Genomic DNA, 20,759 nt, shown 5'->3' on the forward strand with positions numbered 1-20,759 from the left:
CCCTGTGTGGCTGGCATTTTTATTCATCTATTCGCGCGCCAAAGCATCGATCGGATTCAGCCGCGCAGCGTTGCGCGCTGGCAGATAGCCGAACACTACGCCGATGCCGGTTGAACAGACAAATGCACTCAGTAGCGCTGTCGGCGGGAAGCTGATCTGCCAGCCTGGTAACAGCAGTTGTACCAGCAGGCCAATGGCAAACGACAGCGTGATCCCAAGCGCACCACCCACTAAGCAAACCAATATCGCCTCGATCAGAAACTGCTGCAACACGTCTCCAGAACGAGCACCTACCGCCATGCGAATGCCGATCTCGCGCGTGCGCTCAGTAACCGACACCAGCATGATGTTCATCACCCCAATACCGCCTACCACCAAAGAAATCACCGCCACCAGTGTCAGGAACAGTTGCAGCGTGCGGGTGGTTTTCTCTGCGGCTTGCACAAAACTATCCATGTTATAGGTGAAGAAGTCTTTCTTGCCATGACGCAACGTCAGCAAGCGCGTTAACTGCTGCTCTACCTCATGGCTACTGTAACCGTCGCGGATGCGTACAGTGATCGAATCAAAATAGGTGTTACCCATCAGCCGGTTGGCCATGGTGCTGTAAGGCACCCAGATATTCAGCGTCTTACTGCTGCCAAACATTGACTGTTTCTGTTTGGCCACACCCACTACCGTTGCTGGCATGTTGCCCACCAGAATCACTTCCCCCACCACCTGTTTTTGATGCGGGAACAGACGACGCTGGGTATTGGCGTCGATTACCACCGTCTGCGACTGCGACTGCACCTGCATAACATCGATACCCGCCCCTTGGGTGAAGGTCATGCCATACACGCGGAAATACTGTTCGTTAACACCACTGACATTGGCTGCCACATCGACATTGCCTAACCGTAGCCGCGTACTACTGCCGATAGTCGGCGACAACACGCTGACATAGGGTTGCTCACGCAACGCGTCAAGATCCTCATATTTCAGCGACTGGCGAAAGGTGGGATTGTCGTCACCAAAGTCCTTGCCGGGATAGATATCAATCGTGTTGGTGCCGATGGATTTGATATCTGCCAGTACCCGCTGTTTGGCCGCATCGCCGATCACCAAGATTGATACCACCGAGGCAATACCGATGATAATGCCAAGCATGGTCAGTGCGGTGCGCATTTTGTTAGCCGTCATCGCCCGCCATGCCATGACCAGCGCCTCGCGCAAGCGCCCGACCATCTGCTGCCAAGACGGCACAATGGCGTCCAGCCCAAAAGATTTAACTTTCTGATTTCCCTTCTGATTATTACGTGAGTCGGCAATGATCTCACCATCACGAATTTCAATGATCCGTTCAGCCTGCTGTGCCACTGCCGGATCATGGGTGACGATAACCACCGTATGCCCCTGCGCGCGCAGTTGTTTGAGAATGTTCATCACCTCGTCGCCGGAATGACTATCAAGCGCGCCAGTCGGCTCATCCGCCAGGATCACCTGGCCGCCATTCATCAATGCGCGGGCAATGCTGACACGCTGTTGCTGACCACCAGAGAGCTGGCTTGGCCGATAACTGACGCGTTCGCCAAGCCCCAATCGCCGCAGCAACGCCTCTGCCCGCTCACGCCGTTCCGCTTTACCCAACCCTGCGTAGACCGCCGGCACCTCGACGTTGTGCGCCGCGCTCATGTGCGGCAACAGATGATAACGTTGGAAAATAAAACCGAAATGCTCACGGCGCAACTGGGCCAATGCATCGTCATTTAGCATCGCCACATCTTGCCCGGCCACCCGGTACACACCAGCGCTCGGTTTGTCCAAGCAGCCAAGAATGTTCATCAACGTCGATTTTCCGGAGCCGGAGGCCCCAATGATGGCCACCATTTCCCCTGACTCAATGCTCAGGCTAACATCTTTCAGTACATCCACCGTCTGATCGCCCGACTGATAGCTGCGTCGAATGCCGTTCAGTTGCAATAGCGCCGTCATCAGCTATCCCCCACACCGCTACGGCTGACGATCACTTCCTCTCCCAACTGTAAACCGCTGAGGATCTGTACATCAATATCATTGCGCAAGCCGATAGTCACTTCGCGTTTCTCCTCCTTACCCTGTTTCAGCACCGAAACAGGGTAACGGTTATCGGCAATCTGATCGCCCAGCGCCGTCAGCGGGATCACCTGCGCCTGTCTAACGCCCGCCAATTGAATATGCACTTGTGCCGTCATCTGTAGACGCAGCATTCCCGCTGGATTTGGCACCTCGAAACGCGCGTAGTAAAAGATGGCATTGTTGACTTTTTCCGGTGTCGGCTGGATATCTTTCAACACGCCGTTATAGCGCCGAGTAGGATCGCCTAGTACCGTAAACCACACCTTTTGACCAGGCTTGAGGTTGATGACATCAGCTTCCGACACCTGCGCCTTGACCAGCATGGTGCTGAGATCCGCTAGAGTCAGAATGTTCGGTGCCTGCTGCGCGGCGATCACCGTCTGGCCTTGCAAGGTGGTGATCTGCACCACGTCACCGTCCATCGGCGCTTCAATGCGGGTATAGGCCAGATTTATCTTGGCGGTATTCAGGCTGGCCTGATTTCTGGCGATCTGCGCGTTAATGGTGCCTACCTGCGCCTTTTTCACCGCCAACTGTGTTGTCGCCTGATCCAGATCCTGGCGCGAAACCACTTGCAATTTGGCCAATGCCTGGTTGCGCTGCAAGGTTACTGCTGCCAGTTGCTGTTCCGCCTGCGCTTGTAGCAGTTGAGCACGCAACTCACGCAGCGTTGCCTCACCTTCTCGGATGCTGTTTTGCGCTTGCTGCGAATCGATCACCCCTAGCAACTGCCCTTTCTTCACCTTGTCGCCGATCTCGACATACAGTTTTTCCAACTGCCCACTGACCTGCGCGCCAACGTCAACCTTGCGCACCGCATCAAGTTGACCAGTTGCCAACACGTTTTGTTGCAGGTCACGTTTAACCACCTTCACCGTATTAAAATCGGTCATTGGCGGTTGGCGAAAATGCCAGAACGCCACGGCGGTTATGACCGTGATAATCACCAAGATTATCGTCCTGCGCCTATATCTTTTAAAGCACGTCAAAATGGGTTCCTGCCTGTTCTTGTGGATATTAACCGCCTTATGGACGGCGGAAGTAAATTATCATGCAGCGTGCGAAATCACTAAACTTTAGGCGCTGTCTGGTCATTGTCCATGAGCGACGCTGGCAGTCATTTGAATACGCAGCAAGGCACGGGCCGTGAGGGGCGGTGGGCCAAATACCCGATTCGTCACCGAGGAGCGCGTTCAAATGGCTCCACCAAAAGGCCGTAATCCGCGTTGCCGGGCTTGGACATAGGCCGTCACCCCACGGGCTTTTGGGTCTGCGACGCCGCCACGCTCAATCACCGGACACAGCCTAGCTCAACACGTCGCGGCTTGTGGCAATACCTTAGGTTACCCTTCAATATTGAACTCCCGTTTAGTGAAATCTGATAACATAGCGCTATTTGACATAGTCCAGGATTTCATCATGCCGCAGCACAGCCCGCTCCCCGTATCTACCCAGCCGCTTAATGGTCAGCAACTGATGACAGCACTGATTAAGGGAGAAAAGATACCGAGCAAGGCTTGGAAAAAAACCTCATTTCGCCTGAAATTTCTCAGCCGATCAATACTGAACTGGCACACCACCCGCGGGCTACTCAGCATCCTGGCTTCCAACCCGTTGCTGGACGAGATCCTGAGCGCACAGCCGAATCTGCCGTGCAAGCTGCATCGGCCCTACCTGGCAGCGAACATGAACAAGAGCGCATGCCTGTCCGCACTCAGCGATCATTATGATCTGATCATCCAACGCATGCCGCTGAAGATGCGTCTAGGCCACCTGAGCCAGCAGCCGTTTGTGCTGTCCTGCGCGCAGGACAAAAACGGCGCACCAATAACGCTGGAGCTGGCAGCGTTCGACAAGCTTAATAAGGAAGGGGAAGCGACCCTGTTACTGCGCAACGCCAATGGCATTATGCTGGCGGAAATCACTTTCGCGCTGATGCATTACCAGCAACAGCCAACACTGTTTATCGGTGGCCTGCAAGGTGCAAACCATGGAGTGCCGCATGCTGAGATCCAGCAAACCACCAAAGAATGCCATGGGCTATTCCCGAAACGTTTGGTACTAGAAGGGATTTGCATGCTGGCGCACCATCTGGGCATCTGTCAGATTGTGGCGGTCGGCAACGCCACTCATATCTATCAGAACTGGCGTTATCATAGTAAAAAGAAAGATCAGCTACACGCGGATTATGATCAATTTTGGCTCTCAATGGGCGGCAAACCGCTCGATGACGGTTATTTCCTGCTGCCAGCACGCATCGCCCGCAAACCGATTGATGAAGTCGTCAGCAAGAAACGCGCTGAATACCGCCGCCGTTACCAACTACTGGATGAGTTAGAGCAAGGGGTGGCTAAGCACTTCAGCACTCAGCAGGCATTGGTGGAAGCATAATCGGCGCGGGCACTCGCCAGCTAAATCCCGCGCAAGAACAGTTTTTTCAACTAAGCGACACTGACATCTGTATCCCATTCGCCAGCCTACGTTGCCACCTCGACCGCCAGATCGGGGCTCGAAGCACGGAGTGGCGCTTTCAGGATCACCATACACATCGGCATATTGGCGTTGGTCAGCACCAACGCCACCCGCAGCATGGTCAAAAAAACCCTTGCAGGTTAAGCAATCCAACATCGAATTTGCCACTTTACTCCAGTCCTGCTTTTGGTTAGCTTGTGCTCCTCGTCGGATATCCCCGCCCCCAAAAAAGGACGTAAGCTGCACCATGTATTCAGGACTGCTGATGATTTTGTTACCGCTGATTGCCGGTTACCTCATCCCCTTACACCGCCGCCAACAGCTACAACTCATTAATCGATTGTTAAGCTTGATGATATACGTGATCCTGTTTTTTATGGGTATCAGCCTGGCGTTTATAGCAGATATCAGCAGCAACCTGCTGCTGATACTCCAGTACACGGCGGTATTTTCACTATGTATCCTCGGCGCTAACCTGTTGCTACTGGCACTGCTGGAACGCCACATGCAGTGGCATAACACGCATAAGCAGGAGAATCTGCCCTCGCGCCTGCATATGGCACTGGAGCCGCTCAAGCTGTGCGGCATGGTGCTGAGCGGTTTCCTGCTCGGTCTGACACAGTGGCAATGGCTGCCATTCGCCAGTAAGGGCAGTGAATACGCGCTGATTATCCTGCTGCTGTTGGTTGGCATCCAACTACGCAGCAGTGGCATGACGTTGCGTCAGATCCTGTTGAATCGCCGAGGCACCATAGTGGCAGGGGTGGTGACCCTCGCCTCACTGGCGGGTGGCGCACTAGCAGCGCAACTGATGAAGCTACCACTGAAGGTAGGGCTGGCGATGGCTTCCGGCTTCGGCTGGTACTCGCTATCCGGCATATTAATCACCGATGCCTACGGCCCAGTGTTGGGCAGTGTAGCTTTCTTCAACGATCTAGCCCGCGAGTTGGTGGCGATTATGTTGATCCCTACGCTGGTGCGCCACAGTAGCTGTTCGGCTCTCGGCCTGTGCGGCGCCACCTCTATGGACATTACCCTGCCAATGCTGCGACGCAGCGGCGGTCTGGAAATGGTTCCCCCCGCCATCGTGCATGGCTTTCTGCTGAGCTTGCTGGCACCCGTACTAATAGTCTTGTTCTCTTGAAAAGTACGACAGGAGTCGAACATGATTTTGATATACCCTAAATAATTCGAGTGACAGAAAAGCGACAACGCAGTCGGGAACCGATTTAAACAGCACATGCGCTGGGCCGCTGGCTGAACCTCAGGGATGAGGTTCATTAATCACCAGGCGCTGACACCGTTAAGTGACTGGGGTGAGCGAGGAAAGCTAACGCCTAGGCAACTTGAAATATGACGGGTATAGCTTTATGCCACGTGCTTTGCTCCACTCTGACCAACCTCAATGCCGAACATAAAATGCGTTTAAACCTTGAATTTAATCTGACTTTTACCGTAGAAGGCGGCGTATCAACTGACTATACGAGCGGAACTAGCCGCAAGTCACTTGTTTACCGCCCGGAAATCCTGAGCGCATTGCTTGATCCACCGCGCGATAAAAAAGCCGCAATCCGTGAGATAAATGGACACGGTGCGGCTTTTTAGATACTGCAAAGGAATTACAGATTATCAGTCGTAAGCAACCCGACGCTTACGGGCAAGTATAGCTTCAAGTGCTCTTTCAACCTCAGGAATGGACAGCTTAAGCGCATTAGCCACATCCGGTGCTGGTGACTTGTTCTTGCCATCAATATAGATATTGTTAATGACGTTAATTCCGCCGCCTGCGCCTGCTGGTGAATGAGAGTCCCGGCCTCTGGGTAAGGTAAGGTCGCCGCTCATATAGCGTTCTAGCACGGGGGGTACTTTTGGTACATCGGGCACCATAATCTCAGCCAGCCGCGAGGAGGCTTTCAGCGCCAGCGATGCAGACTGACCAATACCAATCGCCGCCCCTTCTGCAATATTCGACCCGAAGCCCATAAATACACGGCTTGGCGAGTGTATCCCCAGCTTTTCCTTGAACCAGCCGCCGACGCTGTCGCCCATTTCGGTGACGGTATTCTTGAGCGACTCCCACTTGTTTTTGATACCGTTCACCAGTCCGTCAATCAGATGACCGCCAAACTCCGTAAACTGGCCGGGAAGGTCGATGTTAAACCACTTCATGACTCCCGCAAACGCCTTGTAGAACAGCCCCAGCGGCGACCAGTTGAGGATTAGCTTACTGACACCGAGAACCCCGCCGTTAAAAGCCGTTTTGACTTCCTCCCATCTATGTGAGAACCAACGGCTTATCACGCCCCAGTTGCGGTAAATAAGGTATGCGCCTCCGGCAATGACGGTTATCGCAATGCCTATGGGATTCATCAGCAGCGCCCGACCAAACCAGAGAAACGCTTTTGCGACGACCATTACGCCCCTGAACAGACCGCCCGCCAGCACTTTACCCAGCATTCCGGCTCCTTTCGCCACGGTACTGAATCCGGTCGCCAGCCAGCGCAGCTTGCCGCCGTCGCTGAGGGCTGTTTTGAGTAACAGTCAGTTAGTGCGCAGCAGTACGGCGTTTTTCCACAACCCGGCGAACGGCGATACCAGCAGGTTAAGACCGAGTTTCAAGCCGACAGTGGCGATTTTCAGCCCCAGCAGTGCGCCCACGGTTTTTGCCACACCCTGCACAATGCCGGGGTGCTGTGCTATCCATTGCCCGGTGGAATGAATCACCGGAATCAGCTGCTGTGTCATGGACACAAACGAGGGTGATAGCTGACTGCCGAGGGTAATGGACAGTTCGCGGGTGCTGACCATCAGCGCTTTGGTCGCTTCCAGCGGCGATTTAAGCCGCTCCGTGTAGGACGAGGCCAGCAGGTCTTTATCCGCTGCCTTAAGTGCGCCAGCCCTGATTTCACGGTACTTGTCCATGTTGGCGAGCATCGGACGGACAAACGCCATGACCTGCATATCAGCGAACATCTCACCCAGCCCGAAATTCTTCGCCAGTTCCTGTAGCGCAAGGTCGCGGGAGTTATCGTCTTTGATTTTCATCGCTTTCTTGAAGCCAGCCAGCGCTTCCGGGCTTTTGGCCTCCAGATACCTGCCCATGACGCTTATCATGCCCTCAATGGGCGAGACGCCAGCAGATTTATAAGCCATCAGTGAACCCTGAAGGTCAATCCCGATATCGGCAAACTGTTTCTGCGTGTCGCGGGCAAAAATCTTGGTGAGGAAGTTACGGAAGTTGTTGCCAGCCTCGTCAGATGACCCGGCACTAATTCGGGCAATCTGTAAACTCGCTCCGATTTCCGCCATCGCCTCTTTACCTTCGGCAATACCGCGCATCATCGGGGCAAGAGATGGCATCCATTTCACTTGGTCAGGGATTTCAAAAGACCCCTGGTCGCCTGCAAAGGCCATGATGTTCTGTACTTTGGCAAACTCTTTAGCACTGCCATCCATTGAGTTTTTCCAGACGGCGGCAACCTTTGCCCATTCCGTCCCGGTGGTGCGGGTGGCAGTGGCGGCGCGGGCTATATTGGGCATGAAGCTGCCAATTTCGGACAGGCTGTCGATATTGTCACTGATAAGCGAGCCTACGGCGTCCTGTAAGTCGCTCTGGTACTGGTTGTACTTGAGCGACCAGCCCCGAATTTGCTGACCCAGACTGGCGCGGGTTTTATCGTCATATCTCGCCGTGATTGACATATCAATCATCTTGTCGTCGAACGTAGCCGACTGCTGGATCGCCGGGGAAACGAGGCTGTAAGCGGCTTTGGCCTGTGCCCACGTCTCAATTCCCTGTCCATAAAGCACCATCCGGTTAGCTCTCAGGGCATCGGTTGTGGCAGACGCTGCTGACAGGCGGGACTGCTGGCGGTTTAGTTGCTCCAGCGTTCTGCCTACCCGTTGCAGGTCATTGTTCAGGCGTGAGGCCACGCCAGAACCTACCTGACCATAACGCTGCATGGCGCGTGACAGGCTGCTTTGCTGCTCCGTCAGTCGGCGTGATGTGTCGCCGAGAGAATCCAGCGCCCGCCGTGTACCGCTGACGGCGGAACGGAAGCTACTCCCGACAATACCGCCAATCCTCACACCAACAGAAAAGTTATTGCTCATGGTTCATTCCGGTAGTGAGTGGTTCGGTGGGCGTCATTCGGTCAGGGACAGGCCGCTGATTCCGGTGATCCCGGCTATCTCTTCGCTGATGGCTGCCAGTTCGCTTTCAAGCCCGGCGCGTTCACTGACCAGCGCCGCCACGGTCTTACGGCGATCTGCCAGTGACGGAAGTTTGTCATTACCCCACGCCACGCTTTTATCTTTCTTAAGCGCTTCGGTCAGTCGGGTGGCGACCACATCGGGGAAGAAAAAGCAGAGCTTGCGCATTACCGCCATCCCGGTATCAGCCGGGGAGACATTTCCCCCCAGCCCCACCAGACGGAACAGACCGGAAATATCACCGTTCTCATTTTCCAGATTTCCCCAGCGTTCGACGTTCCCTTCACTACCGGAACCGTTGCAAAGAGCACGCTTGAATGACTGATATTCTTCCTGCCCGAATCGTTCAATATATTCAGGAATAAAGGAACAGTAATCATTAAGCGATAACGGCATATCCTGTAATGCGGTTATTTCGCCGTTAATTTCACCAATTCGGCGGGAGAGCTTTTCTTTCTGCTCATTCAGGGAGGCAAGGTTATTTTTAACGGCGTTCAGTGCTTCAGTGAGGGAAATAACAGGTTTCATTTTAATAGCTCCAGATAAAAGGCGTGGTGAGGGTGAGTGCTTCGGAATAGGAGACGTTGCAGGCTTCGCTTACACTTTTGATTAAAAGGTGCTGTGCTGCCCTCTGGCTGTCGGCTATGCCGTCGAACTCTGAGAAATAAACGTGTGACTTTTTCTTTCTTACGTTCATCGGCAATAATTTTATAAATCCACTGAACAGAATGACCGTACTTTTTTGATAATTCGCGATGAGATACTCCCTGATAAAAATCAGAAAGTATTTGCGCATTTCTGTCATGAAAATTTCTTGTTGCCCTGTTCGTTATATAGAAATTATTTCCCATAAATAACTTTCACAGGTGTTCAGTAATCTCAGTGGAAAGTTGCTTAGCCTGAACAGATAGAAATGGGAATGCACCCAGTACACCTTCAATAGTTGCTGCAACCTCATTAAGAAGGCGAATAGCTTTAGCTGCATTGTCAAAATTTTTTGGCATATATAAGTTACAACCGCCGCTGAGGGGACTGTCTCTTTCTACGATCTATATGGGGCAGAGTTGCGTCGAAGTGCGGAACTAAAATCCGTTTCACTGGATGGTATGAGGCTCACAGATGCCTGCTGAGGCTTAAATAAGCTAATGAAGTTTGCATCATCTGTTCCAAGTTAGTACACTTATCCCAGTTAGTGGATGCGTGACGCGCTCAGGTTGAGGCTCATTACCTTGAACAGAGATTCATCACCTTAAGCACCCAAAGAAAAAAGCCTGACCTCACCAGTTGGGCTTTTTTTTGTCCGTTATTTACTCCAGTTCTTTGATTACACTGCTGATGCCCTTATAATCACGGCGTTAGTGGGTGTCGCGTTCTGACACAACGCAGGCATGTGAAACGTGTTCAAGCCCTGGCTGGATTACGGGTGGTGCCGCTCCAGTGCCTCAACCTGAGCGCGTCACGCATCCACTAACAATGCAACACCGTTAACCAGGCAGTGGAAGGGCTTTAACGATGATGCCGCGCTCCTGTAGTGGAGCAAACGGATGAAAGGATTTCTTCAAATCGCTGTCATCGCTCTTAAGGCGATTGTTGCCTTTATCGAGCTGATTCTGGCCTGCTTACCGTAAGCAACCGGGAAACGTAAGTAAGGCCACCGGCTCACCCCCGGTGGCCTTTAACATTTCTGAGTCTGCGTCACCGCCCAAGCTGTTGCGGTAAGGCTGGATTTAAGGTGGCACTGACGGCTTAAATTCCTGCGATATTTTGGCATGTCGTTATGATTAAAGCGCATTAGAAACAAATTTCACCGTTCTGATTAATCATGTTTACCGGACTATTCAAAGCAAGGTAAATCTCAATATGGCACGACCTCAGACGGTTAATCAGTTACCCGACTCTATCAAGAAGAAACTGAATAAAAAGCTGACCGAAAGTTCATTCAGCGGTTACGTTCAGCTTACTGAGTGGTTAAACTCGTTGGGATACCCGGTTTCAAAATCATCAGTGCATCGCTATGCTGAACGTCGCCGCCTGTCACTTATTGCAGGGAACGATGCTCCCGGCGCAACAGCTAACATTGTTGATACGAAACTTCGCTGTCTGGAGATTGCCTCGCTCTGTTTAAAAACGGACGAAAAGCTGCCAGCAGATGAAGTAACAAAATGTGCTGAGAATTTGATGGGGTAGCTTTACGACCAGAAATAATTGACTGCGCGGGAGGCTTGCCCTCCCGTTACGTATACGGAAACTCTTTTACAAAGCCATCCAACCTTTTCCCGGATTTTCCCATAATTATCTCAAGGGAAACCCTGTATTTATCTCACGTCTAATCAATTGCTGTGGAAGGATCGATACGCTCTACTATATATTCAGTGATGCAAGGGTACGCAGTACGGATACAAGGCCAAACAACGCTTAACGCTTTTATACTGTAAGAACCTGTCCCATTAGGCTATTTTATTTGCCATTTGGGGCTTGGGCAGTGCTCACCCTCCTCACGTACTCCCTGTACGCGCCGGTTGTTGCGCACTGTCCGTGTGCAAATGGGCGACAACAATATACGCCTACGGGGATAGGCTCTAAGCTATCGGCCTTAATGGTAGAGACTTTTAGATAAGGTAATAAGATGAAAACAAAAATTATTGCGGCTATTTTTCCCTTGGCGCTGCTGCTGAGTGCCTGCACCCACGTTGAACCAGCGTTCAACGATGTAGGTACCCGCAGCGGCGGCTGTGTAGCAGGCGGCCCTGATACAGTTGCACAAAAGTTCTATCACCTGCGTATCCAACAGGGCGCGAGCACCACTTTGCCGAACACTAGCCATCTGGCTCAGTTACAGCCTTACCTGAGCAAAATGCTGTATCAAGATCTGGTCAGCGTCAGTCAAAACCCCAGCAAGCAAGCGGTAATCGGCGATCTCTTCTCCGGCAATGTTCAAGGACCGAGCAGCGCATCCGTTGCCAGCGCGTCTACCATTCCTAATACCGATGCGAAAAATGTTCCGCTGCGCGTAGCATTGAGTTACCAGAACAACGGCGGCAGCGCAGTCAACTGGCAAGATGAAGTGCTGATGGTGCGTGAAGGTACCTGCTGGGTGGTGGACGATATTCGCTATTTGAACGTGCCAGCACATGCCACTAGCGGCAGTCTGCGTCAGGTACTGGAAAACCAGTAGCCTCTCTCTGCATACCGGCATCATGCTTGGTGCCGGCAATATGCCATGGTCTTGATGACAGTCAGATTTCAGTCAACTCAAGAAATTTCGCGGCTCAATATACAACCTGGCACCACCAACGTCCACTCCGTCCCTGAATCGCAATTCTTACATTAGGTTTAGAGCCTATCCCCATAGGTTCTCATTGCTCGCTGCATCGCCATAAATTTTAACGCATAGATATTGCATAAATATTCTTTTGAAGTTACCATTTGACATCAATTTCTATTCGATTCTTATGCATGAGCATTCAACTTAACGCTATCAACTGTTATTACGGCACTCATCAGGCACTGTTTGACATTACGCTGAATTGTTCAGCGGGAGAAACGTTGGTACTGCTTGGCCCAAGTGGTGCTGGGAAAAGCTCATTGTTGCGAGTATTGAACCTGCTAGAAATGCCACGTTCGGGTCAGTTGCAGATCGCCGGTAATCAGTTTGACTTTATGCAGGTGCCAAGTGAAAAATCCATCCGCGTGCTACGCCAGAACGTCGGCATGGTATTCCAGCAATACAACCTATGGCCTCACCTTACGGTGGTGCAAAATTTGATCGAGGCACCCTGCCGCGTGCTGGGCCTGACCAAGGCTAAGGCGATGGAACGCGCCGACAAGCTGTTGCAGCGTCTGCGTCTGACCGATTTCGCCGATCGTTTCCCACTTCACTTATCCGGTGGCCAACAGCAACGCGTAGCGATCGCCAGAGCGCTGATGATGGAGCCGCAGGTGCTGCTGTTTGATGAGCCGACTGCAGCGTTAGATCCAGAGATCACCGCCCAGATCGTCAGCATCATCCAAGAACTGGCCGATACTGGCATCACTCAGGTTATCGTCACCCATGAGGTGGAGGTAGCGCGTAAGACCGCCAGCCATATGGTGTATATGGAAAATGGCCGCGTGGTGGAGCAGGGCGACAACAGCCACTTTACACGGCCGCAGACTACCGAGTTTGCCAATTATTTATCACACTAACAATTTAATCTTCTGTATTTGGGGAGTTTGCGATGAAAAAGTACCTAATCGCCGCCGTTCTGGCAGGCATCAGCGTTTCCGCCTCCGCAGTTGAAACTATTCGTTTCGCGACCGAAGCCTCTTATCCTCCATTTGAATTTATTGACGCCAGCAACAAGATACAGGGTTTTGACATTGATGTAGCCAAAGTACTGTGTCAAGAAATGCAGGCCGAGTGTACCTTCACCAATCAAGCTTTCGATAGCCTGATCCCAGGCCTGAAGTTCAGGCGCTTTGATGCAGTAATGGCCGGTGTGGACATTACACCAGAGCGTGAAAAGCAGGTGCTGTTCACCAAGCCGTACTTTAGCAACTCGGCGCTATTTATCGCCTTGAAAGGCAGCTTGGCCGATGGTGCAGCGCTGAAAGGCAAGAAAGTCGGCGTGCAAAATGGCACCACTCACCAGAAATATCTGGCCGACAAACATCCAGAAATCACCACCGTACCCTATGACAGCTACCAGAATGCCATTCTGGATCTGAAAAACGGCCGTGTGGACGCGGTATTCGGCGATACGGCGGTGGTTAACGAATGGCTGAAGCAGAATGCGGGGCTGGCAGCAGTGGGCGATAAGGTTACTGATAAAGACTATTTTGGCACCGGCCTGGGTATTGCGCTAGGTCAGAAAAATACCGAGTTGCAAGGCAAGTTCAACGCCGCTCTGGACAAGATCAAACAGAATGGTACCTATGCAGCCCTCTACAAAAAATGGTTCCAGCAGTAATCCGCCGCGATGAATGACATTCAACCTCTAGCAAACGCCGCTGCCATGACCCTCGGCCTTGCTATTTTTGCCCTGATCCTTGGGCTTATTCTGGCGATGCTGTTTGCCGTTTGGGAATCGTCTCGCTGGAAGCTGGTCAGTGGGTTTGGTACCGTTTGGATGACCTTGGTGCGCGGTCTGCCAGAAATTCTGGTGGTACTGCTTATCTATTTTGGTTCGTCGCAGCTGCTGTTGATACTGTCGGATGGTTTCACCCTCAATTTAGGTCTGTGCCAATTACCGATCCAACTGACGACCGATAACCTCGAAATCAGCCCGTTCCTGTGCGGTGTGATCGCCTTGGCTCTGCTTTATTCCGCTTACGCGTCGCAGACGCTACGTGGTGCACTCAAGGCGGTACCACAGGGGCAGTGGGAGTCCGGCCAGGCGTTGGGCATCAGTAAGATAGTAGTCTTCTTCCGCTTGATCATGCCTCAGATGTGGCGTCATGCACTGCCCGGCCTCGGCAACCAGTGGCTAGTGCTGTTGAAAGATACCGCGCTGGTTTCCTTAATCAGCGTAAACGATTTGATGTTGCAGACTAAGAGTATTGCGGTTCGTACCCAGGAGCCTTTTACCTGGTATATGATTGCGGCGGCTATCTACCTGTTGGTCACTCTGCTCAGCCAGTACATTATTAAACGCATCGAGCTACACACCACGCGCTTTGAGCGGGGAGCAACCTGATGCTTGAATACTTGCCGGATATCATTAAAGGTCTGCACAGCAGCCTAACGCTGACCCTTGCCGCATTGATCGTGGCGCTGGTGCTATCGCTGCTGCTGACAGTGATCCTGACGCTGAAAACGCCACTCCTGACGCCACTGGTCAAAATCTACATCACGCTGTTTACCGGCACGCCGTTGCTGGTACAGATCTTCTTAATCTACTATGGCCCAGGCCAGTTCCCAGCGATGCGCGAATATCCTTGGCTGTGGAACCTGCTATCGCAGCCATGGTTATGCGCGATGATCGCGCTGGCATTGAACAGCGCGGCCTATACCAGCCAACTGTTCTACGGCGCGGTGCGGGCGATCCCTAGCGGTCAGTGGCAGTCCTGCGAGGCATTGGGCATGTCGCGCCAACAAACGCTGCGTATTCTGCTGCCGTTCGCTTTCAAGCGCGCGCTATCATCCTACTCTAACGAAGTTGTGCTGGTGTTCAAAAGCACTTCTTTGGCCTACACCATTACGCTGATGGAAGTGATGGGCTACAGCCAATTGATTTACGGCCGCACCTACGATGTGAAGGTATTTGCCGCCGCTGGCCTAGTCTACCTGTGCGTCAATGGCTTGTTGACGCTACTGATGCGCTTGGTTGAGCGCCGAGCGCTGATGTTCGAACGCCGTCACTAAGCGTTCCCCTCATAGCCCCGCTTAATTACGGGGCGTTTCATTTATTGCCTATCAATTCACTCAGCGGCATGGTTATCGCCAAGGGCCAATGCACTTTCACCAATCAGGCGTTCGACGGCCTGATCGCTGTGCTGAAGTTAAAAAAAGACGACACGCTGATCTCTGGGATGGACATCACACCGGAACGCAGCAAGCAGGTTTCCTTCACCCAACCGTACTACGCCAGCTCGCTGGCGGATCTGGCAAGCAAAAAGCTCAGCATGGAGAACGGCACTACCCACCAGAAGTACATACAAGACGCGCCCTCAGAGATTAACATCGTCTCCTTCAATAGCTATCATAACGCCATCCTTGAGCTAAAAAATGGCCGCATTGATGGCGTGTTCGGCAATACTGCCGTGGTCAATGAGTGACTGAAAAACAATCCTGATCTAACGCCAGTCGGCGCACAGGTGACCGATGCACGATATTCCGGTACCGGGTTGGGCATTGCAGTTCGCCTGGATAATCAGGCATTGCAGGCTAAGCTGAACAGCGCGCTGGACGCCATCAAGGCCGACCGTACCTACAAAACCATCAGCGACATGTGGTTCCCGCAATAAGGTATTAACAAGATCCGTTATCTACTGACCAAATTTGATCAAAGACTCACCCACAGCCTGACCACTGCTATAAATGGCCGGAATAACGGGTCGGGGTACCGCAGGGGTCAATGTAGTACTGGCTGACACTCGACCCCAGAGGAGCTTTCTTCTTCGTCGCTGATATACAGCAGATCGTTCTCCCGCGCTTCGAGGATCACCATTGAAATCTGCTCTTCACCCTGTTGCATAAAGTGGGTGAACTGCTCCAACGTTACTCCCACAGCGATGCTCAGCGACTGGCAAACGATCAGCTTCGGCAGATTGTCATCCTGAATATCGACAAACGCCTTGACGGTCAGTGAACTGGCGTTGATCAGGCTTAGATTAGCCACCAGCGGGATCAGCGTAGTCGGCTTGACCTCAGCCAACGCCGAGAACAGGATCACATTGTCCACCAGATCGACTTTAGCATCGAACACACCGTCGAAGTTTTGCATGTGCGGCAAGTGCAGCGCCTGGCAGGAATTGCACTCAAAAAAAGAAATGCCTGATTGATCCAACCAGCGCCGCAACAGCGCCAAATCAGGAACAATGAGTGAATCCATATAACCTGCCTCACAACATTCAAAACGCGAAAAGGCGCATAGCTTACGGAATATTCAGCCGATGCGCCACGATCAATACTGCCTAATTTGTTAATAAGGATCATTATCGGCGAGAAAAGAGCACAACGCTGACATTTCGTCGATATCATCCCCCCATAGATCGCTGCCTTGCCGCGCTGGTTCAACACTGATGCATCCTAGGCCCCTTTTCCGCTGGTAACCTCATCGTCATGACATGGAAGATCATGCGACCTGCTGCGATACCAGCCCCAGCAGGCTATCGACGATACAAATCGGATTAACAGGTCATTCCTGCTTTTTTTTCACTGGTTCAACAGGCATAGTGAGCGCCATTAACGCAGGTCGTGCGCAGGCTAGGGGCTAATTTGGACAGTCAGAATGTCGCTACGATAGCGAATAATTAATTGAATATCAAACCAACAGCCTATCCCAATAGGCGTACATTGTTGCAGCCAGTTTGGATACAGACAGTGCGCTATAACTGGCACGTACATGAAGTACATGAGGATAGTGAGCACTGCCCAAGCACAAAATGGCAAATAAAATAGCCTAATGGAATAGGTTCCTAAGGAGCGTTGTATGTTTGCAGTAATCTTCGGGCGTCCGGGCTGCCCGTATTGTGTCCGTGCTAAACAATTGGCGGAAAAATTGACGGAAGAACGTGACGATTTCAACTTCCGTTACGTTGACATTCATGCGGAAGGCATCACCAAAGCCGATCTGGAAAAAACTGTCGGCAAACCGATTGAAACTGTGCCACAGATCTTCCTGGATGAAAAACACATTGGCGGTTGCACAGATTTTGAAACCTACGCCAAAGAAAACCTAGATCTGTATCAATAACACAGCAAAAAGCACTTACGGGCTGAGGGATCTCCAGAAAAAAGACAGGCATAGTGAAGAAATCAAATCGATAATAACCTGAAATAAATGGATTTATTTCAAACTCTGTCTACATATTGACTACACTTCGATACAAAAAAGCCGGGCACATCGCCCGGCACCTCAAAAAAAAACATCATTCAAAGGGCCGCGAAAAGCGTTTTACCTGAATGTGCCCCCGTACTTACTGGATATTGGGGGGCATTTTAGTAGTGGTCAGAGAGCTAAATTAAGCTGGTCTCTGCCATAGTGGGACGCTGGGAAGGCATCGCGAGGAATGAAATCGGGCGGTAACGGGGCTGTGCCTGCACGCTTTGTTACTTCCCTTTCCACGCTATTTAGCGTGGTGAATGACCGGCTACACTCCAGATTCTGGCACTGGTGATATTGCCGGATTGTCATATCGGTAATTTTACGGCTGGTACGGGTGCGGGCCATTGCCCCGCAAAAAGGACATCTGAACATAATGATGGCTCCCCTGTGGGAGTTGAACTCCATTTCATTTTATTCAGTTTCCGCTATCCAGTCAGGTATTTTTGCTTCCAGCTCCAGCCGGGTGGTAAAACCGCTGTCGTCTATGACGTGTTCAGCACGCGCAATGATCCAGTCCTGATTATCTATTTCATCCTTAAAACCGCTAACCGTAACGTGCATTTCTGGATAAAGCTCAGCGCGGCCACGCGCCAAGGTGATCGAAAACTCTGCTGCGCCACGCTGAAGCTGTTGCCACTTTGCCGCTGCCGCACGTTTCGCCGCCTCTTCATTCTGGTAAGTTTTGCGCAGCACATAGACGTTACCGTCCGCGCCCTCCATGTAATCGCCCTCACGGCAGCTGCTCTTCTCTTTTTTGGGCTTTGCAGGCTTGCGGCGCTTAACGCTGACCTTTTTCTTTTTGCCAAAATTCAGATCTAGCCAGTAAGCCCGAACGCCGGTATACGCATCCCGATCGGCGATACGGAAGCGGTGCCGGTCGCCACTTGTGCGGTCAATACTGGCAGAGGGGAGCGCCCTACCGTCAGCGGTCACACCGCCACCCGGCAGGATAAACAGCAGACTACCGTTCTTGACGGTGGCAATTGCACCCAGCATGTCCGCCATGCGGGTCAGGAAAGACATATCGCTTTCCTGCGTCTGGTCGGCGTGGTCAATCTCAATATCCATGAGCATTTCACTGATCTGCGCTTTCAGTCCGTAGCGATGTGCAATGGCCGACACGACGCGCTCAACGGTCACGTCATGCCATGAGACTTCGCGCTTTACGTTGAACTCTTCACGAAAATCAGCACTGCGGGCAGTAATGCCAATGGTATCTGCCGGGCCTTCGTGGGATACCTCATCAACCGTATACAACCCCTTATAAATCAGCGGCTCACCCAGCCAGCCAAATGATACGGCAAGCTCAGCGCCGCGCGGCGGCAGTGCAACCCTGCCATCAGTATCATCAATGGATATTGACAACTGATCAGCATCAAAGCCCCTGTTGTCCGTCAGTGACAACGACATGATCCGATCATCAAGCTGCGTCAGTACCTTGCCGCCCATCGTAATGCTGAATCCCGGACTTTTCACCGCCTCGGTAAGTGAATCGTTATAACTGCTTACGGCGTCGTTAAGTGGTTTGGTCAGGTCTGTAAGTGCCATGTTTCCCCCTTCTTCCGGCGAAGGATCCCACGCGCGCGGTAGAGACCAAACCGATTTTAGTTGTCGCTGTCCGGCCAGACCCGCAATAGCGTGAGTGGTGGTCAAACATGGGGGATTATCACTGCGAACTCAATAACGTAATGGTGGAAACTATGGCGGGATCTCGCTTTCATGGTGCCCGCATCCGGGAGAATACCGACCTTGTGGTGGCTATCAATGACATTGAATCCAGTGTCATTGGGATTGTCGCCGTGGCGGATGATGCCGATGCGGAAGCCTTTCCCCTGAATACCCCCGTGTTAGTGACACGGGTTAACAACATGCTGGGTAAGGCGGGTAAAACCGGCTCCCTGTACAAAACGCTTAAAGCCATCGCTGACCAAACCAGCCCGAAAGTGATCGTTGTGCGCGTGGCAGCGGCTACGGAAGAGGAAGGCGGTAAAACGCAATCTCAGCTCATCATGGGTGGCACGGCAGAAGACGGCAGCTATACCGGCATGTACGCTTTCCTGACGGCTGAACAGAAGGTTGGCTATCGCCCGCGCATTCTGGCCGTGCCGCACTACGATACGGAAGAAGTGACATCCGCTCTGTGTGGCATTGCGCAGAACCTGCGGGCGTTCGTTTATGCCGGGTGCCATGAGTGCAAAACGATGGCTGAAGCTATTGCCTATCGTGCGAACTTCGCCTATCGCGAACTTATGCTTATCTGGCCTGACTTTATCGCTTACAACCCGGTGTCCGGGAAAAATGAAGCGTTCCCGGCCCCGGCTTATGCGTGCGGCTTGCGCTCGCTGATTGACAACAATCAGGGCTGGCATAAGTCACTTTCAAACGTGGCAGTTAATAACGTGCTGGGGATTTCGCGTGATGTTTTCTGGTCACTTCAGGCCGAAGACAGCGACGCCAACGAACTGAACAACAAGGAGGTCACAACGCTTATTAAGCGTAATGGCTTCCGGTTCTGGGGCAACCGTACCACGGACACTAAAGACTATATCTTTGAAGTGTTCACCCGTACCGCGCAGATTCTGGCTGACAGTATTGCAGAAGCGCAATTCGAAGCTGTTGATGCACCGCTGACCCCGACCAACGCCAAAGACATTGTGAGTGGTATCAACGGCAAGCTCAGCTCGCTTGTCACGCAGGGGCGGTTAATTGGTGGTGAAAGCTGGTTCGATATCATCGACAACCCGACAACCGGCCTTCGTCAGGGCCAGGTGCGCATTCGCTACAAATACACGTCGATCCCACCGATGGAAGATCTGACGATGTACCAGACCTTCACTGATGAATACTTTGAACCTGCGTTCTCTTCGCTGGGAGGTGCATAAATGGCTGTCCCTCATAAACTGCGCCTGTTCACCTGCTTTGTGAACGGCAGCAACTGCATTGGCAAAGTCTCTTCCGTGACGCTGCCAAAGCTGACGCGCAAGACGGAAGACTTTCAGGGCGGCGGGATGATTGGCTCCGCTGCGGTAGATCTCGGTCTGGACAGTGGCGCACTGGATACCACGATGGTGGTTGGCGGGGTTCAATCGCTTCTGCTGAACTACTGCGGCGATATCGACGAGACCCGCTTCCGCTTCGCCGGTGAGTATTACACCGATGGCGAAAGCCTGCTGGTTGAGGTCGAGCTGCGCGGCCGCATCACCGAAATGGACGGCGGCGAAAGCAAGCAGGGAGAAGACACCTCCGTCAGCTAACACGATGAAGAACACCTATTACAAGCTCACCATTGATGACAAGCCGTTGTTTGAGTTTGATCTGCTGAACTTCATCTACAAGAAAGACGGCAAAAATATCTACCCTGACGCGCATCACGTCTGCGCTGGGAATGGGTAACTGATTAACCTGATAGTGGCGGCACACCCGTGCCGCCCGGAGCATTCAACAATGAGC

The 20,759-nt window shown here is 52.3% G+C and carries 19 protein-coding genes and 3 pseudogenes; 13 read left to right on the top strand and 9 right to left on the bottom strand.

The window, feature by feature from the left end:
* Positions 1 to 27 precede the first annotated feature (27 nt).
* Both macB and macA read right to left on the bottom strand, forming a co-directional pair.
* Positions 28 to 1,974, bottom strand: coding sequence for a macrolide ABC transporter ATP-binding protein/permease MacB (gene macB / locus SYMBAF_RS10545; RefSeq protein ID WP_040265310.1), 1,947 nt, complete (start codon positions 1,972 to 1,974; stop codon positions 28 to 30).
* Positions 1,974 to 3,086: a macrolide transporter subunit MacA gene (gene macA, locus SYMBAF_RS10550; RefSeq protein ID WP_040265304.1), complete on the bottom strand. Its 1,113-nt coding sequence runs from the start codon at positions 3,084 to 3,086 to the stop codon at positions 1,974 to 1,976. The genes macB and macA overlap by 1 nt, the downstream gene beginning before the upstream one ends.
* A 430-nt stretch (positions 3,087 to 3,516) precedes the next feature.
* Between macA and SYMBAF_RS10555 the strand changes: the two genes are divergently transcribed.
* From SYMBAF_RS10555 to SYMBAF_RS10565, 3 genes are all read left to right on the top strand, one after another.
* Entirely contained in the window at positions 3,517 to 4,488 is a 972-nt protein-coding gene (locus tag SYMBAF_RS10555; protein WP_040265303.1) for a VirK/YbjX family protein, read from the top strand.
* A gap of 328 nt (positions 4,489 to 4,816) precedes the next feature.
* Positions 4,817 to 5,713, top strand: coding sequence for a LysO family transporter (locus SYMBAF_RS10560; RefSeq protein ID WP_040265301.1), 897 nt, complete (start codon positions 4,817 to 4,819; stop codon positions 5,711 to 5,713).
* Between the two features lie 209 nt (positions 5,714 to 5,922).
* A complete protein-coding gene (locus SYMBAF_RS10565; RefSeq protein ID WP_152609120.1) occupies positions 5,923 to 6,174 on the top strand; it encodes a hypothetical protein in 252 nt (83 codons plus the stop codon).
* 24 nt (positions 6,175 to 6,198) lie between these two features.
* On the opposite strand, the pseudogene SYMBAF_RS10570 reads toward SYMBAF_RS10565, so the two are convergent.
* The 4 genes and pseudogenes from SYMBAF_RS10570 to SYMBAF_RS10585 form a co-directional block, all read right to left on the bottom strand.
* A pseudogene (locus SYMBAF_RS10570) lies at positions 6,199 to 8,682 on the bottom strand (phage tail tape measure protein).
* A 33-nt stretch (positions 8,683 to 8,715) separates the two neighbouring features.
* Positions 8,716 to 9,309: a hypothetical protein gene (locus tag SYMBAF_RS10575; protein WP_040265298.1), complete on the bottom strand. Its 594-nt coding sequence runs from the start codon at positions 9,307 to 9,309 to the stop codon at positions 8,716 to 8,718.
* Positions 9,306 to 9,632, bottom strand: coding sequence for a Mor transcription activator family protein (locus tag SYMBAF_RS17785; protein WP_226020193.1), 327 nt, complete (start codon positions 9,630 to 9,632; stop codon positions 9,306 to 9,308). Before SYMBAF_RS17785 ends, SYMBAF_RS10575 begins: the two co-directional genes overlap by 4 nt.
* A gap of 9 nt (positions 9,633 to 9,641) precedes the next feature.
* Positions 9,642 to 9,785 carry a hypothetical protein gene (locus tag SYMBAF_RS10585; RefSeq protein ID WP_160289798.1) on the bottom strand — a complete coding sequence of 48 codons (144 nt, stop codon included), beginning with the start codon at positions 9,783 to 9,785 and terminating at the stop codon, positions 9,642 to 9,644.
* 856 nt (positions 9,786 to 10,641) lie between these two features.
* Here SYMBAF_RS10585 and SYMBAF_RS10590 point away from each other — a divergent pair.
* From SYMBAF_RS10590 to SYMBAF_RS10620, 7 genes and pseudogenes are all read left to right on the top strand, one after another.
* Positions 10,642 to 10,968 (top strand): phage protein Gp27 family protein, encoded by a 327-nt coding sequence (locus SYMBAF_RS10590; protein ID WP_040265296.1) that lies wholly within the window; start codon positions 10,642 to 10,644, stop codon positions 10,966 to 10,968.
* Positions 10,969 to 11,407: 439 nt separating this feature from the next.
* Entirely contained in the window at positions 11,408 to 11,956 is a 549-nt protein-coding gene (locus SYMBAF_RS10595; RefSeq protein ID WP_040265294.1) for a lipoprotein, read from the top strand.
* A gap of 281 nt (positions 11,957 to 12,237) precedes the next feature.
* The gene (gene artP / locus SYMBAF_RS10600; RefSeq protein ID WP_040265292.1) at positions 12,238 to 12,966 is read left to right on the top strand and encodes an arginine ABC transporter ATP-binding protein ArtP; all 729 of its coding nucleotides are present in this window, start codon (positions 12,238 to 12,240) and stop codon (positions 12,964 to 12,966) included.
* Between the two features lie 32 nt (positions 12,967 to 12,998).
* A complete protein-coding gene (gene artJ / locus SYMBAF_RS10605; RefSeq protein ID WP_040265289.1) occupies positions 12,999 to 13,730 on the top strand; it encodes an arginine ABC transporter substrate-binding protein in 732 nt (243 codons plus the stop codon).
* Between the two features lie 9 nt (positions 13,731 to 13,739).
* Positions 13,740 to 14,456, top strand: a complete 717-nt coding sequence (gene artQ, locus SYMBAF_RS10610) for an arginine ABC transporter permease ArtQ (protein WP_040265287.1) — start codon at positions 13,740 to 13,742, stop codon at positions 14,454 to 14,456.
* Positions 14,456 to 15,124, top strand: a complete 669-nt coding sequence (artM, locus tag SYMBAF_RS10615) for an arginine ABC transporter permease ArtM (RefSeq protein WP_040265285.1) — start codon at positions 14,456 to 14,458, stop codon at positions 15,122 to 15,124. The genes artQ and artM overlap by 1 nt, the downstream gene beginning before the upstream one ends.
* A gap of 80 nt (positions 15,125 to 15,204) precedes the next feature.
* Positions 15,205 to 15,726, top strand: a pseudogene (locus SYMBAF_RS10620) (transporter substrate-binding domain-containing protein); the annotation flags it as partial.
* 107 nt (positions 15,727 to 15,833) lie between these two features.
* Here the strand turns inward: SYMBAF_RS10620 and SYMBAF_RS10625 are convergent.
* The gene (locus tag SYMBAF_RS10625) at positions 15,834 to 16,313 is read right to left on the bottom strand and encodes a type III secretion system chaperone family protein (protein WP_040264590.1); all 480 of its coding nucleotides are present in this window, start codon (positions 16,311 to 16,313) and stop codon (positions 15,834 to 15,836) included.
* A 600-nt stretch (positions 16,314 to 16,913) separates the two neighbouring features.
* Here SYMBAF_RS10625 and SYMBAF_RS10630 point away from each other — a divergent pair.
* Complete coding sequence (locus tag SYMBAF_RS10630; protein WP_040264589.1) at positions 16,914 to 17,177, top strand: GrxA family glutaredoxin; 264 nt, start codon at positions 16,914 to 16,916, stop codon at positions 17,175 to 17,177.
* 255 nt (positions 17,178 to 17,432) lie between these two features.
* On the opposite strand, the gene SYMBAF_RS10635 is transcribed toward SYMBAF_RS10630, so the two are convergent.
* Both SYMBAF_RS10635 and SYMBAF_RS10640 read right to left on the bottom strand, forming a co-directional pair.
* Entirely contained in the window at positions 17,433 to 17,681 is a 249-nt protein-coding gene (locus tag SYMBAF_RS10635) for an ogr/Delta-like zinc finger family protein (protein WP_064767481.1), read from the bottom strand.
* Positions 17,682 to 17,720: 39 nt separating this feature from the next.
* Positions 17,721 to 18,857, bottom strand: coding sequence for a phage late control D family protein (locus SYMBAF_RS10640; RefSeq protein ID WP_040264588.1), 1,137 nt, complete (start codon positions 18,855 to 18,857; stop codon positions 17,721 to 17,723).
* A 152-nt stretch (positions 18,858 to 19,009) separates the two neighbouring features.
* Here SYMBAF_RS10640 and SYMBAF_RS10645 point away from each other — a divergent pair, with 152 nt between their 5' ends.
* Positions 19,010 to 20,191: a phage tail sheath subtilisin-like domain-containing protein gene (locus SYMBAF_RS10645; protein ID WP_040264092.1), complete on the top strand. Its 1,182-nt coding sequence runs from the start codon at positions 19,010 to 19,012 to the stop codon at positions 20,189 to 20,191.
* Positions 20,192 to 20,706: pseudogene (locus tag SYMBAF_RS10650) on the top strand (phage major tail tube protein).
* The last annotated feature ends 53 nt before the right edge of the window (positions 20,707 to 20,759 follow it).

The sequence above is a fragment of the Serratia symbiotica genome, assembly GCF_000821185.2.
In the GTDB taxonomy this organism is placed as follows: Bacteria; Pseudomonadota; Gammaproteobacteria; order Enterobacterales; family Enterobacteriaceae; genus Serratia; species Serratia symbiotica.